Origin of the sequence: Rhodococcus koreensis, assembly GCF_017068375.1 — a bacterium.
Classification (GTDB): domain Bacteria; phylum Actinomycetota; class Actinomycetes; order Mycobacteriales; family Mycobacteriaceae; genus Rhodococcus_F; species Rhodococcus_F koreensis.
Genome location: NZ_CP070609.1, coordinates 7,574,666 through 7,587,381 on the forward strand (window position 1 = coordinate 7,574,666; position 12,716 = coordinate 7,587,381).

Genomic DNA, 12,716 nt, shown 5'->3' on the forward strand with positions numbered 1-12,716 from the left:
TGATTCGCCGACGCTCATAGCGGGATGTTCCCATGCTTCTTGGGCGGGAGGGTGACCATTTTGCGTTCGAGCAGGCGCAGGGCGGCCACGATCTGCCCGCGGGTGTGGGACGGGGGGATGACGGCGTCGACGTAGCCGCGTTCGGCGGCGACGTACGGGTTGACGAGGGTGTCCTCGTACTCCTGTTGCAGTTGCAGGCGCAGCGCATCGACGTCGTCACCGTTCTTGGCGGCCTCGAGCAGGCGTTTGCGGTAGACGAACCCGACGGCGCCGGAGGCGCCCATCACGGCGATCTGGGCGGTGGGCCAGGCCAGGTTGACGTCGGCGCCCATGTGCTTGGAGCCCATCACGTCGTAGGCGCCGCCGTAGGCCTTGCGGGTGATGACGGTGATCTTGCCGACGGTGGCCTCGCCGTAGGCGTAGAGGAGTTTGGCGCCGCGGCGGATGATGCCGTTGTATTCCTGGTCGGTGCCGGGCAGGAAGCCGGGGACGTCGACGAGGGTGATGATCGGGACGTTGAACGCGTCGCAGGTGCGCACGAAGCGGGCGGCTTTTTCGGAGGCGTCGATGTCGAGGCAGCCGGCGAAGACGGTGGGCTGGTTCGCGACGATGCCGACGGAGCGGCCGTCGACGCGGCCGAAGCCGACGACGATGTTGCCGGCGCGTTCGGCCTGGACCTCGAGGAATTCGTCGTCGTCGAGGATGCGGCGGATGACCTCGTGCATGTCGTAGGGCTGGTTCGCCGAGTCCGGGATCAGGGTGTCGAGTTCGAGGTCCTCGGCGGTGAGGGAGTCCTCGATGGCGCCGGTGATCGGGTCGGTGGGCAGCATCCGGGGGGCGGCGGCCTGATTGTTCGACGGCAGGTAGGAGAGGAGGTCCTTGACGTAGTCGAGGGCGTCCTGTTCGCCGGAGGCGACGTAGTGGGCGACGCCGGACTTGACCATGTGGGTGTGCGCGCCACCGAGGTCTTCCATGGTGACGTCTTCGCCGGTGACGGTCTTGATGACGTCGGGGCCGGTGACGAACATCTGGGAGGTCTGGTCGACCATGACGACGAAGTCGGTCAGGGCGGGGGAGTAGACGTGGCCGCCGGCGGCGGGGCCCATGATCAGGGAGATCTGGGGGATGACGCCGGAGGCCTGGACGTTGCGGTGGAAGATTTCGCCGTAGAGGCCGAGGGAGACGACGCCTTCCTGGATGCGGGCGCCGGCGCCTTCGTTGATGCCGATCAGGGGGCGCCCGGTTTTGAGGGCGAGGTCCATGACCTTGACGATTTTTTCGCCGTAGATTTCGCCGAGGGAGCCGCCGAACACGGTGGCGTCCTGCGAGAACACGCAGACGTCGCGGCCGTCGACGGTGCCGTAGCCGGTGACGACGCCGTCGCCGACGGGGCGGTTGTCGGCGAGGCCGAAGTTCACCGAGCGGTGCCGGGCGAGGGCGTCGAGTTCGACGAAGGAGCCCTCGTCCAACAACGCGGTGATGCGTTCGCGGGCGGTGAGCTTGCCCTTGGCGTGGACCTTGTCGACCGCGGCTTCACCGCTCGGGTGCTGCGCCTCGGCCTGACGATTACGCAGGTCGGCGAGCTTTCCCGCCGTCGTGTGAATATCGGGCGTACTCGCCGACTCCGCCGCGCTCGGCTCCTGAACAGTGGTCATGACAGGTCAGCTTAACGAGCGCCGGCGACCTTCTGCCAAGGGAGGTGGTCAGGCGGCGGGTTGCCCGGACCCGGCTACTGACCAGTACCTTTTCCTGCTGGTCCTAGGCTGTGGTGATGTGGACCGACCTGAACCGACCCCCTCTCAACGCCGACAATCTGCGGGCGGCACTCGTCCGCGGTGACGACGACAGCGACACCCGCAAGTTCTGGTCTCGGCTCGACGTGGTGCAGGAGACCGGGTCCACCAATGCGGACCTTCTCGCGCGCGCCGCGTCGTCGGACTGCGACCGGCACGTGCTGCTCGCCGAATTCCAGGGCAGCGGCCGGGGCCGCCACTCCCGCGCCTGGGTGAGCCCGCCGCAGGCGCAGATCGCCGTCTCGGCGTTGCTGACGATGCCGGGGATGAGCCTCCAGGACATGGGGTGGCTGCCGCTGCTGACCGGCGTCGCCGTCGTGGACGCGCTGCGCGCCACCGCCAAGGTGCCCGCGGAACTGAAGTGGCCCAACGATGTGCTGATCGATGGACGCAAGGTCGCCGGGATCCTCGCCGAGGTGTCCGCCACGGCACCGGATCCCGCGGTCGTCGTGGGGATCGGACTCAACGTGAGCCTCACGAGAGACGAACTGCCCGTCGAGCACGCGACGTCGCTCGTCCTCGAGGGCGCCGAGGTCAGTGACCGCGACACCCTGGTGCGGGCGGTGCTGCGCGCCATCGCCGATCGCTGGCGGCAGTGGCACGACTCGAACTGGGACGTCACGGAACTCGCCGCGGCCTACCGTGAGCGCTGCGGCACGCTCGGCCAACGGGTGCGCGCCGAACTGCCCGGCGGGCGTGAACTGATCGGCATCGCAACGGACGTCGACGCGGAGGGCCGGGTCGTGATCGCCCCGGACGGACAGCCCGGCACGGTCGCCGTCGCCGCAGGTGACATCACACATTTACGCCCGGTGCGCACCGAGTAGTGCCACACTGTGGTACATGAGTACCTCAATTCCGGAGTCCTCCGTCACCGCAGCCCGGCGCACGTTGACCGGCCTCACGGTGGTGCTCGGTCTGCTCACCCTGGGCCTGGGCATCGCCGTGCTCGTGTGGCCGCACGTGACACTCACGGTGCTGGCCGTCCTGATCGCCATCCAGTTCTTCGGATTCGGGATCGTCCAGATCATCCGGGCGTTCGCCGACGTCGAGGCCAGTGGAGGCGCGCGCACCCTCGTGGGCGTATCCGGCGCCCTGGCAATACTTCTCGCGTTCCTCGTGCTGAGGAGCCCGCTCCAGACCGTCGTCATCATCGCGCTCGTCGTCGGTGCGTGGTGGGTGTTCCGGGGTGTCCTCGAAATCGTCGAGGGTGCCTCCGGGTCGGTCGCGAATCGCGGTCTGACCATCGTGCTCGGAGTGATCAGCGTGGTCGCCGGGGCCTTCGTGCTCCTGCAGCCCGAACTGTCGCTCGAGGTGTTCGTGATCGTGGTCGGAGTGTGGATGGTGCTGTACGGCATCATCATCGTGATCACCCCGATCGTGCTCAGCCGCATGAGGTAGAGGCACACTCGTCGCATGGGATATCCGGAGGACGCGCTCGCCGAGGACGAGGAACTACTGCTTCACCGCCATCCGCACTGGAAGATGTTGCTGCTCCCCGCCGTCACCTTTCTGCTGGCGACGGCGGTCGCGGGTTTCGCGTCGGGCTTCGCCGAGAACAAGCTGGACGGCTCCGCGCTGACCGTCGTGCTCGTCGTCGTCCTCGTGCTGTGGCTGGGACTCGTCGGATGGCGCTGCGTCGCGCCGTTTCTCAGCTGGAAGTTCACCCACTTCATCGTCACCGACCGACGCGTCCTCATCCGCCAGGGTGTGATGACGCACACGGGGATCGACATTCCGATGGGGCGCATCAGCAACGTGCAGTTCCGGCACGGCCTCCTCGACCGGATGCTCCGCACCGGAACGCTGGTCATCGTGTCGTCCTCCGACGACCCGCTGGAATTCGACGACATCCCCGACGTTCAGCGCGTCCACTCGCTGCTCTACCACCAGGTGTTCGACGCGATGGATCTCCACCGCGAACAGGAGCGGGAAGACCCGCGCGGTGACGCCGACACCGGCAAAGGCTGGTAACCGGTCACGGCCGTCTCCGCACCTCCGTACGCTGTGGAGGTGACTGCTGTATTGCTTGCCGAAGATGACGAAGCCATCGCCGCCCCGCTGTCGCGGGCACTGGGCCGGGAAGGGTACGACGTCACCATCGAGCAGACCGGCCCGGCAGCGCTGGAACAGGCGCTCGACGGGGCCTACGACCTGCTGATCCTGGACCTCGGACTCCCGGGGATGGACGGGCTCGAGGTGTGCAGGCAAGTGCGTGCCCACAGTTCGGAACTGGCGGTGCTCATGCTCACCGCGCGCACCGACGAGGTCGACTTCGTCGTCGGACTCGACGCCGGAGCCGACGACTACGTAGGGAAGCCGTTCCGGTTGGCGGAGTTGATGGCCCGGGTGCGTGCGCTGCTGCGCCGTCGCGGCGGCGGCGAGGATTCGGTCGTCGAGGTCGGGGGCATCCGGCTCGAGCCGGCGGCCCGCCGGGTGCTCGTGAACGGAACCGAGATCGCCCTCGCCAACAAGGAGTACGAGCTTCTGCGGGTGCTGCTCGAACACGCGGGACAGGTGGTGTCGCGCGACACGATCCTCGCGGAAGTGTGGGGCGACGTGGAACTGCGCGGCTCGAAGACCCTCGACATGCACATGTCGTGGCTTCGCCGGAAGATCGGTGACGAGGGCCCCGCCGCCGAACGTCGCATCGCGACGGTCCGCGGCGTCGGTTTCCGCATCAACACCGACTAGGCGGGCCAGTGCGCCGCAGAATTCTCCAGTCGATCCTCGCAGTCGTGATCCTGACGGCGCTGCTGCTCGGTGTGCCGCTGATCTACACGGCCTGGTTGTGGGTCGAGGACTTCAATCGGAGCGACCTGCAGGTCCGGCTGGATCGGATGGCGACGGAGATCATCACCCAGGAGGGCATCAACGGCGTCGTCGAGGGCGACCTCGACACGAACTCTCTGCGACTGCTGACGCCCGCCGGGGGCCGACTCGTCGTGGTGTACCCGACCACCGACGACGGCGCCGCGCGCGTCGACATCGGCGAATCGTCCGTGCCGTCGCCCCTGGTGGAGTCTCTCGCGATGGGCACGTCCGGTTCGCTCCGCCTCGAGGTGCCGTCCGACGAGATGCGCACCCAGCAACGCCAGGCCGTCGGTGCCGTCGCGCTGCTGGTACTCGTGTCCATCGCCGCAGGCACCGTCGTGGCCTACGTCACGGCGAAGCGGCTCGCCGATCCGCTACGGGACGTCGCGAACCGGGCGGCCCGGCTCGCGGAGGGCGACTTCCGGCCGGACGTGCGACGACACGGCATCCCCGAACTCGACCGCGTCTCCGACGTTCTCGACTCGGCGACCGTCGAGATCGCGGGACGGTTGCAGCGCGAACACGCACTCGTCGCCGACGTCTCCCACCAGCTCCGCAGCCGACTCACGGCCGTCCGCCTCCGGCTCGACGAGCTGTCCGTGCATCCGGATCCGGCCGTCGTCGTCGAGGCCGACGAGGCCATGGCGCAGGTGGACCGGCTGACCGTCGCGATCGACGAACTGGTCCGTTCCTCCCGCAGCAGCGGCACGGAGACCCAGGTGTCGGTCATCCGGGAACTCAGTGTGGTCATCGCGGACTGGAAACGGCCGTTCGAGGACGCCGACCGCGAGTTGCTGCTGCGCGGAGACACGAACGTGATGGCGTCGACCACCGGTTCCCGGCTCCGTGAGGCCGTGGCGGTCCTCGTCGACAACGCGCTCATGCACGGGTCGGGGACGTGCACCGTCTCGGTGCGGCTGATCCAGGGACAGAATCAGAGGGCGCCGGGCAAGGAACTGTCGCCGCGCGAGGCGATGGTGTGTGTGGAGGTGTCGGACGAGGGTGTCGGCGTCAGCAACGACCTCGCGCCGCACATCTTCGACCGCGGTTTCTCGGGGGCCGGTTCGACCGGTGTGGGCCTGGCGCTGGCCCGCGCGCTCATCGAAGCGGACGGCGGCCGGCTGGAACTTCAGCGGCGCCGGCCGGCCCTGTTCGCGATCTTCGTTCCCATCGCCCGGGAACACGTGCCGACGCGGGTCACCGGGACCCGGGAACCGCGCTGATACTCAGGGTTGGCCGATTTCTTCCTCGGCGGTCTCGTCGAGGAGGTCCGGATCGATGAGATGCACGTTCTCGTCGGGGAAGGCGAACCGGCGGAGGGCCCAGAAGCGGAACACCATCTGCAGCAGGTTTCCGATGATGTAGTTGAGCACGAAGTCGACGATCACCAGCGTGGTCAGGTTGTCCTGCGTCTCGCGGATGTCGAACACGTTGTTGGCGATCCACAGGGGCGCGGCGGCGAGGAGGACGCCGATTCCGCTGATCGTGAAGAACAGCAGGGCCTCGTGGTGGCGTTCCCGTCCGCCGCGGTTCTTGAACGACCATTCGCGGTTGAGAATGTAACTGAGGACCGTCGCGAGAATTCCGGACAGAACCTTGGCGACTACCGGCTTCTCTTCCAGGATCGTGAGGCTCAGCGAATAGAAGATCGCGAGGTCGAAGATCATGGTGGTGCCGCCCACAATCGCGAACTTGATCAGTTCGTGATGGCGCAACGCGAGAGCCCGGAAAGGCTGGGGAACGCGTGCAAGGACGCCGTCGACAAATGACACAACGGATGAGTTTACGAAAGTCGGACCGGATACCACCAATTGGCGGCGAGATCATCAGGAGAATCACAGAAACTGCCGACCGGCCACCTCGGCGGCGGAACCCGGCACAGGACGTGACAAACTAGTGACCCGTGACCGGCAACTCTGACTCCACACCGCGTCCCACGACACCCCGCGATCTGACCGCCGGGCAACCCGTCGTGACGATGATCGGTGGCGGCCAACTCGCGCGGATGACCCACCAGGCTGCAATCGCGCTCGGCCAGACACTGCGGGTGCTCTCCGGCACCGCCGACGAACCCGCAGCGCAGGTGAGCCCCGACGTCGTCCTCGGGAGCCACACCGACCTCGACGCGCTCCGCAGGGCCGCGGTCGGGTCGCACGCGCTGACCTTCGACCACGAGCACGTGCCCACCGAGCACCTCGACGTCCTGGTCGCCGAGGGTGTCAACGTGCAGCCGCCGCCGACGGCGCTCATCTACGCGCAGGACAAACTCGCGATGCGCCGCAAGCTCGGCGAACTCGGCGCCCCAGTCCCGGCGTTCGCCGAGGTGACCTGGGCCGAGGACGTCGTGAAGTTCGGCGCCGAACACGGCTGGCCCGTCGTCATCAAAGCCGTCCGCGGCGGATACGACGGTCGCGGCGTGTGGATCACCGGCGATTCCGACGAGGCCGAGCGCATCGTCACCCAGCAACTCGACAAGGGTGTCTCCCTCCTGGTCGAGGAGAAGGTCGAGATGCGGCGTGAACTGTCCGCGATGGTGGCGCGGTCACCGTTCGGCCAGGGCGCCACGTGGCCGGTCGTGGAGACCGTGCAACGCCACGGACAGTGCGCCGTGGTCCTCGCCCCCGCCCCCGCGCTGCCCGACGCCGTCGCCGAGGCCGCCGAGGAACTGGCGCTCCGTATCGCGTCCGAACTCGGTGTCGTCGGCGCCATGGCCGTCGAACTGTTCGAGACCACCGACGGCACGCTCGTCGTCAACGAACTCGCGATGCGCCCGCACAACTCCGGCCACTGGACCATGGACGGCGCCCGCACCTCACAGTTCGAGCAGCACCTGCGCGCCGTCCTCGACTACCCGCTCGGCGACACCGCACCCCTCGCACCGATCACGGTGATGGCGAACGTGCTCGGCGCGCCGGCCGCGCCCGAGATGAGCATGGACGAACGCGTCCACCACCTCTTCGCCCGGATGCCCGACGCGAAGATCCACCTGTACGGCAAGGGTGAACGTGAGGACCGGAAGATCGGGCACGTGAACATCGTCGGCGGACCCGGCTCGATCGACGACCCCGAGTACGTGGCACGGGTCCGCGAGCGCGCCGAACGCGCCGCGCACTGGCTCTCGCACGCTGAATGGACCGACGGATGGGATGAACACGGTGAGTGACACGGCAGCACGGCAGGGCGCACAGGTCGGGCTCATCATGGGCAGCGACTCCGACTGGCCCACCATGGAGGCCGCCGCCGAGGCGCTCGCCGAATTCGGGGTGCGCTTCGAGGTCGGTGTCGTCTCCGCACACCGCACACCGCAGCGCATGCTCGACTACGCGAAGGACGCCGCCGGCCGCGGCATCCAGGTGATCATCGCCGGCGCCGGTGGCGCCGCCCACCTGCCGGGCATGGTCGCGTCGGCCACACCGCTGCCCGTCATCGGTGTGCCGGTCCCGCTGAAGTACCTCGACGGCATGGACTCGCTGCTCTCGATCGTGCAGATGCCGGCAGGCGTCCCCGTCGCGACCGTGTCCATCGGCGGCGCCCGCAACGCCGGCCTGCTCGCCGTCCGCATCCTCGGTGCCGCCGACCCCGCCCTGCAGCAGCAGATGGTCGCATTCCAGGACGGGCTCGAGAAGATGGTCCTGGGCAAGGATCAGGCCCTCCGCGACAAGCTGCTGGGCTGACGTCGTACTCAGCCGCCACTCTTCGCTCTTTCAGGGCCGAAACAGCCCGCGGCGGGCAACGAGTGGCGGCTGAGTTCACTTCCGGCGCCGACTGCGACGCCGTCTACGCACGGCGGCGATGATCTCGTCGGCGATCGCATCGGGATGGGCCAGCACGTCGTAGGCCGCGAAGCGGAGCACCATCCACCCCTCCCGGACGAGCCAATTCTGACGCCGACGGTCGCCTCTGAACACGTCGGGCTCACTGTGGAATTCGCGGCCGTCGACCTCGACGACGATCCGCGCACGTTCGTCCACGAAATCACCCACGTACGGACCGATCGGCAGGTTGGGTGCGAGTGCGAATCCGCGAAGGTTGAGCTCGCGGCCGAGTACGCGCTCGGGTTCCGACGCCGCGCGGAGGGAAGCGTGTCGCAGGAGTCGCTGCGCCGCGGGCGTCCCATGCCGACCGCGGTGGGTGAGGCAGAGGTCACGGAACTCGTCGGGATCGACGCTTCGACGACGGTCGGTTCGGGCAGCCACCCGTAGAGCCAGGCCGCTGTGCGGTGACTCAGCACCGCAGCCGACCGCCACGCGGACACCGCGGCACACCGGTCGTACATGTCGGGTTCGGCGAGGGAGTACACCGTGGGCAGCAGACGGTGGTAGCGGCCGCTCCGGCACCGGGAGGCGATGGTGCTACGCGGGATTCCCGCGTCGGTCAGTTCTTTCAGGGTTCGTATGTGTGCACTCATGATCGACAGCATGGGGTGGCGCATGTCACCTTTCCGGCGCGCGAACTGGGACTTCGGGTTCGCCTGTGGATGGGCACGAGGTTGTGGATGAACGCTGCCGCGAGCGCTTATCCTGCGCACATGAAACGTAGCCGCGGGGTGCCGATGATCCGGGCTTCGCGGGGGAATCCTCAGTCGGCGGCGATCACTCGGCTGGCGTTGGCGTATGCCCGGCTGTGGGGTGCGCGCATCTGTTTCGACGCCGAGTTCGGCCTCTTCGTGTGCAACGGCATGCGCGGTGGGTACGCGCGGGGCGGGACGACGATAGGCGGTGCGTTTCTCACCGGCCGGGAACCGGCGAGATCGCTCCTGCGACACGAAGCGGTCCACGCCGACCAGTGGGCGACGTACGGGTGGGCCTTCGCGCTGCGGTACCTGTTCGAGGAGTCGAGGCGCCGCGGCGCCTCGAACAGGTTCGAGATCGCCGCGGGCCTCGCGGACGGCGGCTACCGGGACAGCTGACGGGTGATCTTCTCGGTGTCCACGCGCCGCGCCTGAGCCGCGGTGTCGGCGTTGGCGACCTGCACCAGTGACGCGCCGGCCGCGAACACCGCCACCAGACCGTCGATCAGGGCGTCGGGGGAGTCCCACGCCTCGACGGACAGCACCCGGTCGGTGCCGGTGATCCCGTGCGACTCGGCGGACGCCAGGGCTGCGGCGAGAACGTCGTCGACGCTCTTGCCCGCCAGTGCGGGTCCGGCGACCGTCGGCCGGAACTGGTCGCCGTGAACGCGCACCGAGGTGGCGTAGTCGGTGATGCCGACGGGAAGGTCGGGAACGGGGCGGCCGAACGCGTCCAGCGACAGCGCCGCGACCTCCGGAACGTCCTCGACGTCGCCCAGGTGCTCAGCGGAGACGAGTGCGATCTCGGCGTCCGCATCGGGTTCGAGGACGACGTCGGCGCCGGCCCACCAGGCGCCGAGGAGGACCGCGGCGGTCTGCCAGTGCGCAGGCAGGAGCACTGCGACGCGGGCGCCGGGTTCGACGGCGAATTCGTCGCGCAGCAGGTTGGCGGTCTTGGCCGCCCAGTTGGCGAGGGTGAGGGCCGAGAGCTCGACCCGTTCGCCCGTCGCGTCGTCGTAGAACGTGACGCGCGGTCCGGCCGGGTCGTTCTTCAGGATGGGGTCGAGCAGGGCGTCGGTCAGCGTGCGGGACGCATGGTTCATGGACACAGTCCGTCTCTCGTTTTCTAGTTCACACAACGCGGGCCCGACGAGCCGGCATCGATGGGCGGGCCGGGCGGTGCCGGGGTGGGTGTCGTTCCTGCCGTGGAGACGGGTTCGAGGCCCGTCTCCGAGGACTCGGACGACGAGGTGGTGCTGATGGTCTCCGCGGACGTCGGCCCCTGGTAGTCACCGGCCAGCACCACCCGGACCGAGCCTTTCGGCAGGGTCGAATCGGTATCGGTGGGGAGCCCGCCGAGCGCGGCCGCGACCGCCTTGGCGCTGTCGTCGTCCGCGGAATGCGCGAAGACGGTGGTCTTGCTCACCGCTTTGCCCGTGTAGTTGCCGATCTCACCCTGTCCGTAGCCGAGTGATGTCAGGGCGTCGGCCACACCGTTCGCGAGGCCACCGACGTCGCTCGCGTTCGCGACGTCGACGGTGACGGTCGATGCGTCGATGTCGGGTGTCTCGGACTTGGTGGTGGTGTCCTCCGAGTCGGTGGGCTCCTCGCCGACGAGACCGGCCACGTACTTCTTCACGTCCTTCGGCTTGACCTCGACGATGGACTCGCCGTAGTCGGTCATGCCGTTGAGATCTGCGACCGGAATGGTCTCGAACTGCACCTTGCCGCCGGCGAGGTCCTGCAGCTGGGTGGCGAATTCGATGATGTCCCAGTCGTCGTCGAGCACGACCGAGCGCTGCACCGCGCCGCTGAGTTCGTTCAGCTTGCCCGGGTCGCTGAGAGTCTTCGCGGACAGCACCTTGCCGACGAGCGAGGCCATGAACACCTGCTGGCGCACGATGCGGTCGAGGTCGCCGCGGGGGAGGTCGTGGCGCTGGCGGACGAAGCTCAGTGCGTCCGCGCCCTTCAGCGTCTGCTCCCCGGCGGGGAAGTGGGCGCCGGACATGTCCTCGTCCACCGGTTCGTTGAGGCAGACGTCGACACCGCCGACCGCGTTGGTGAGGAGGACGAATCCGAGCAGCCCGACCTCGGCGTAGTGGTCGACGGTGATGCCGGTGAGGTCTGCCACCGAGTGGATGAGCGCCTCGCGGCCTGCCTTCGTCGACTCCTCCTCGGCCTCCTTGTCGGTGGCTCCGTCCTCGACGAGTTTCAGCCGCTCGGTTTCCTTGGTGGCGCCGTAGGCGGCGTTGATCTTCGACATGCCGATCCCCGGCACGTCGACGTACGAGTCGCGGGGGATCGAGATGGCGGTGGCGGAACTGCCGTCGTTCGGCACGCGGATGAGGACGATGGTGTCGGTGTTGGACGCCACCTCCTCGCCGGCCCGCAGCGAGTCGAGTTCCTCCTGGGACAGCGGGTTGCCGTGGGCGTCGGTGCGGCTGTCGGTGCCGACCATGAGGATGTCGACGGCGCCGTCGGCGCTTCCGCCGAGTCCGAGACCGCCCGCGGTTGCCAGATTGTTGCGCAGCGAGTCGATGCTCCGCCACGCGAATCCCGTGACGACGAGTGCGAGCACCGACAGCACCGCGACAGCGATGTGAATCGGCCGCCGAGCGGTGCTCGGGGGTGCGTCTGGTGCGGGTTGCTCGTGTGACACGGAAACCAGGCTACTGGTCGACGCGGCTGGAGCAGGGAGGCGTGGATCGGCGTGCCAGACTGGGCGCCGTGACGAACATCCTTGTGACCGGCGCCCGGGGACAGCTGGGTGGGCACCTTCTCCGACGAGCCGAGGCCTCCGGGATTCCGGCCCGGGGACTGGGCTCGGACGAGCTCGACATCACCGACCGCGACGCGGTGCTTGCGCAGATCGAAGCCGGTTCGGTGGTGATCAACTGCGCCGCGTACACCGCGGTGGACGCCGCGGAGTCGGACGAGGACACTGCGCGGGCGGTGAACGAGGACGGTCCTGCGAACCTGGCGGCGGCGTGCGCCCGGGTGGGTGCCCGGCTGATCCACGTCTCCACCGACTACGTGTTCGCCGGGGACGGCGACACGCCGTACGAGGTGGACGCCCCGACCGGTCCCGCGACGGTGTACGGACGCACCAAACTCGCCGGCGAGCGTGCCGTCCACGCTGCCCTTCCGTCCGCGCACGTCGTGCGCACCGCCTGGGTGTACAGCGGGGTGGGTTCCGACTTCGTCTCCACCATGCGCCGCCTCGAGCGTGAACGTGACACGGTCGACGTCGTGGACGATCAGGTGGGCTCGCCCACATTCGCCGGCGACCTGGCCGATGCGCTGCTCGAACTGGCCGGTCGCAGCGACATCGGAGCGCCGGTACTGCACGCCACCAACTCGGGCCGGGCAAGTTGGTTCGACCTCGCGCGGGCCGTGTTCGAGGAAGCAGGTGCGGACCCACAGCGCGTGCACCCGTGCACGAGTGCCCAGTTCGTGCGCCCCGCCCCGCGACCGGCGTTCTCGGTGCTGTCCGGCCGCGCGTGGGCCGACGCCGGGCTGACCCCGTTGCGGCCGTGGCGGGACGGGTTGCGCGCCGCTCTGCATGCCGCGGTGTGAGGGGGACCCTCTTTCAACGGCTA

Annotated in this window: 14 protein-coding genes; 9 read left to right on the forward strand and 5 right to left on the reverse strand. The window is 68.5% G+C overall.

Annotated features, from left to right (window positions below):
* Positions 1 to 14: 14 nt before the first annotated feature.
* Positions 15 to 1,655, reverse strand: a complete 1,641-nt coding sequence (locus tag JWS14_RS34235; protein ID WP_074933736.1) for an acyl-CoA carboxylase subunit beta — start codon at positions 1,653 to 1,655, stop codon at positions 15 to 17.
* Between the two features lie 116 nt (positions 1,656 to 1,771).
* Here JWS14_RS34235 and JWS14_RS34240 point away from each other — a divergent pair, with 116 nt between their 5' ends.
* From JWS14_RS34240 to JWS14_RS34260, 5 genes are read left to right on the forward strand one after another with little or no spacing between them, the layout of a single operon-like run.
* Complete coding sequence (locus JWS14_RS34240) at positions 1,772 to 2,620, forward strand: biotin--[acetyl-CoA-carboxylase] ligase (protein ID WP_206015221.1); 849 nt, start codon at positions 1,772 to 1,774, stop codon at positions 2,618 to 2,620.
* 16 nt (positions 2,621 to 2,636) lie between these two features.
* Positions 2,637 to 3,194, forward strand: coding sequence for an HdeD family acid-resistance protein (locus tag JWS14_RS34245; protein WP_072951218.1), 558 nt, complete (start codon positions 2,637 to 2,639; stop codon positions 3,192 to 3,194).
* 15 nt (positions 3,195 to 3,209) lie between these two features.
* The gene (locus tag JWS14_RS34250; protein ID WP_072951216.1) at positions 3,210 to 3,767 is read left to right on the forward strand and encodes a PH domain-containing protein; all 558 of its coding nucleotides are present in this window, start codon (positions 3,210 to 3,212) and stop codon (positions 3,765 to 3,767) included.
* 39 nt (positions 3,768 to 3,806) lie between these two features.
* Positions 3,807 to 4,487: a response regulator transcription factor gene (locus tag JWS14_RS34255; RefSeq protein WP_025432276.1), complete on the forward strand. Its 681-nt coding sequence runs from the start codon at positions 3,807 to 3,809 to the stop codon at positions 4,485 to 4,487.
* A gap of 8 nt (positions 4,488 to 4,495) precedes the next feature.
* Entirely contained in the window at positions 4,496 to 5,830 is a 1,335-nt protein-coding gene (locus tag JWS14_RS34260; protein WP_072951214.1) for a HAMP domain-containing sensor histidine kinase, read from the forward strand.
* Between the two features lie 3 nt (positions 5,831 to 5,833).
* Here JWS14_RS34260 and JWS14_RS34265 read toward each other — a convergent pair whose 3' ends face one another.
* Positions 5,834 to 6,379, reverse strand: coding sequence for a GtrA family protein (locus tag JWS14_RS34265; RefSeq protein WP_072951212.1), 546 nt, complete (start codon positions 6,377 to 6,379; stop codon positions 5,834 to 5,836).
* Positions 6,380 to 6,510: 131 nt separating this feature from the next.
* Here JWS14_RS34265 and JWS14_RS34270 point away from each other — a divergent pair, with 131 nt between their 5' ends.
* Both JWS14_RS34270 and purE read left to right on the forward strand, forming a co-directional pair.
* Positions 6,511 to 7,770, forward strand: a complete 1,260-nt coding sequence (locus tag JWS14_RS34270; protein ID WP_206015222.1) for a 5-(carboxyamino)imidazole ribonucleotide synthase — start codon at positions 6,511 to 6,513, stop codon at positions 7,768 to 7,770.
* Positions 7,754 to 8,281 (forward strand): 5-(carboxyamino)imidazole ribonucleotide mutase, encoded by a 528-nt coding sequence (purE, locus tag JWS14_RS34275; protein WP_072951207.1) that lies wholly within the window; start codon positions 7,754 to 7,756, stop codon positions 8,279 to 8,281. Before JWS14_RS34270 ends, purE begins: the two co-directional genes overlap by 17 nt.
* Before the next feature lie 75 nt (positions 8,282 to 8,356).
* Here the strand turns inward: purE and JWS14_RS34280 are convergent, their stop codons facing one another.
* The gene (locus tag JWS14_RS34280) at positions 8,357 to 8,803 is read right to left on the reverse strand and encodes an endonuclease domain-containing protein (RefSeq protein WP_241031545.1); all 447 of its coding nucleotides are present in this window, start codon (positions 8,801 to 8,803) and stop codon (positions 8,357 to 8,359) included.
* Positions 8,804 to 9,135: 332 nt separating this feature from the next.
* On the opposite strand from JWS14_RS34280, the gene JWS14_RS34285 reads away from it, so the two are divergent.
* Positions 9,136 to 9,516, forward strand: coding sequence for a hypothetical protein (locus JWS14_RS34285; RefSeq protein ID WP_206015223.1), 381 nt, complete (start codon positions 9,136 to 9,138; stop codon positions 9,514 to 9,516).
* Here the strand turns inward: JWS14_RS34285 and JWS14_RS34290 are convergent.
* Positions 9,501 to 10,220 carry a TIGR03089 family protein gene (locus tag JWS14_RS34290; RefSeq protein WP_095860860.1) on the reverse strand — a complete coding sequence of 240 codons (720 nt, stop codon included), beginning with the start codon at positions 10,218 to 10,220 and terminating at the stop codon, positions 9,501 to 9,503. The genes JWS14_RS34285 and JWS14_RS34290 overlap by 16 nt on opposite strands.
* 23 nt (positions 10,221 to 10,243) lie before the next feature.
* The gene (locus tag JWS14_RS34295) at positions 10,244 to 11,776 is read right to left on the reverse strand and encodes an LCP family protein (RefSeq protein ID WP_443096534.1); all 1,533 of its coding nucleotides are present in this window, start codon (positions 11,774 to 11,776) and stop codon (positions 10,244 to 10,246) included.
* Positions 11,777 to 11,844: 68 nt separating this feature from the next.
* Between JWS14_RS34295 and rfbD the strand changes: the two genes are divergently transcribed.
* Positions 11,845 to 12,693: a dTDP-4-dehydrorhamnose reductase gene (gene rfbD / locus JWS14_RS34300; protein ID WP_072951220.1), complete on the forward strand. Its 849-nt coding sequence runs from the start codon at positions 11,845 to 11,847 to the stop codon at positions 12,691 to 12,693.
* Positions 12,694 to 12,716 lie beyond the last annotated feature (23 nt).

Bases quoted from the DNA above. Each gene is read 5' to 3' on its own strand.
- JWS14_RS34235 (WP_074933736.1), bottom strand. From the start codon at position 1,655: ATGACCACTGTTCAGGAGCCGAGCGCGGCGGAGTCGGCGAGTACGCCC.
- JWS14_RS34240 (WP_206015221.1), top strand. From the start codon at position 1,772: ATGTGGACCGACCTGAACCGACCCCCTCTCAACGCCGACAATCTGCGG.
- JWS14_RS34245 (WP_072951218.1), top strand. From the start codon at position 2,637: ATGAGTACCTCAATTCCGGAGTCCTCCGTCACCGCAGCCCGGCGCACG.
- JWS14_RS34250 (WP_072951216.1), top strand. From the start codon at position 3,210: ATGGGATATCCGGAGGACGCGCTCGCCGAGGACGAGGAACTACTGCTT.
- purE (WP_072951207.1), top strand. From the start codon at position 7,754: ATGAACACGGTGAGTGACACGGCAGCACGGCAGGGCGCACAGGTCGGG.
- JWS14_RS34285 (WP_206015223.1), top strand. From the start codon at position 9,136: ATGAAACGTAGCCGCGGGGTGCCGATGATCCGGGCTTCGCGGGGGAAT.
- JWS14_RS34290 (WP_095860860.1), bottom strand. From the start codon at position 10,220: ATGAACCATGCGTCCCGCACGCTGACCGACGCCCTGCTCGACCCCATC.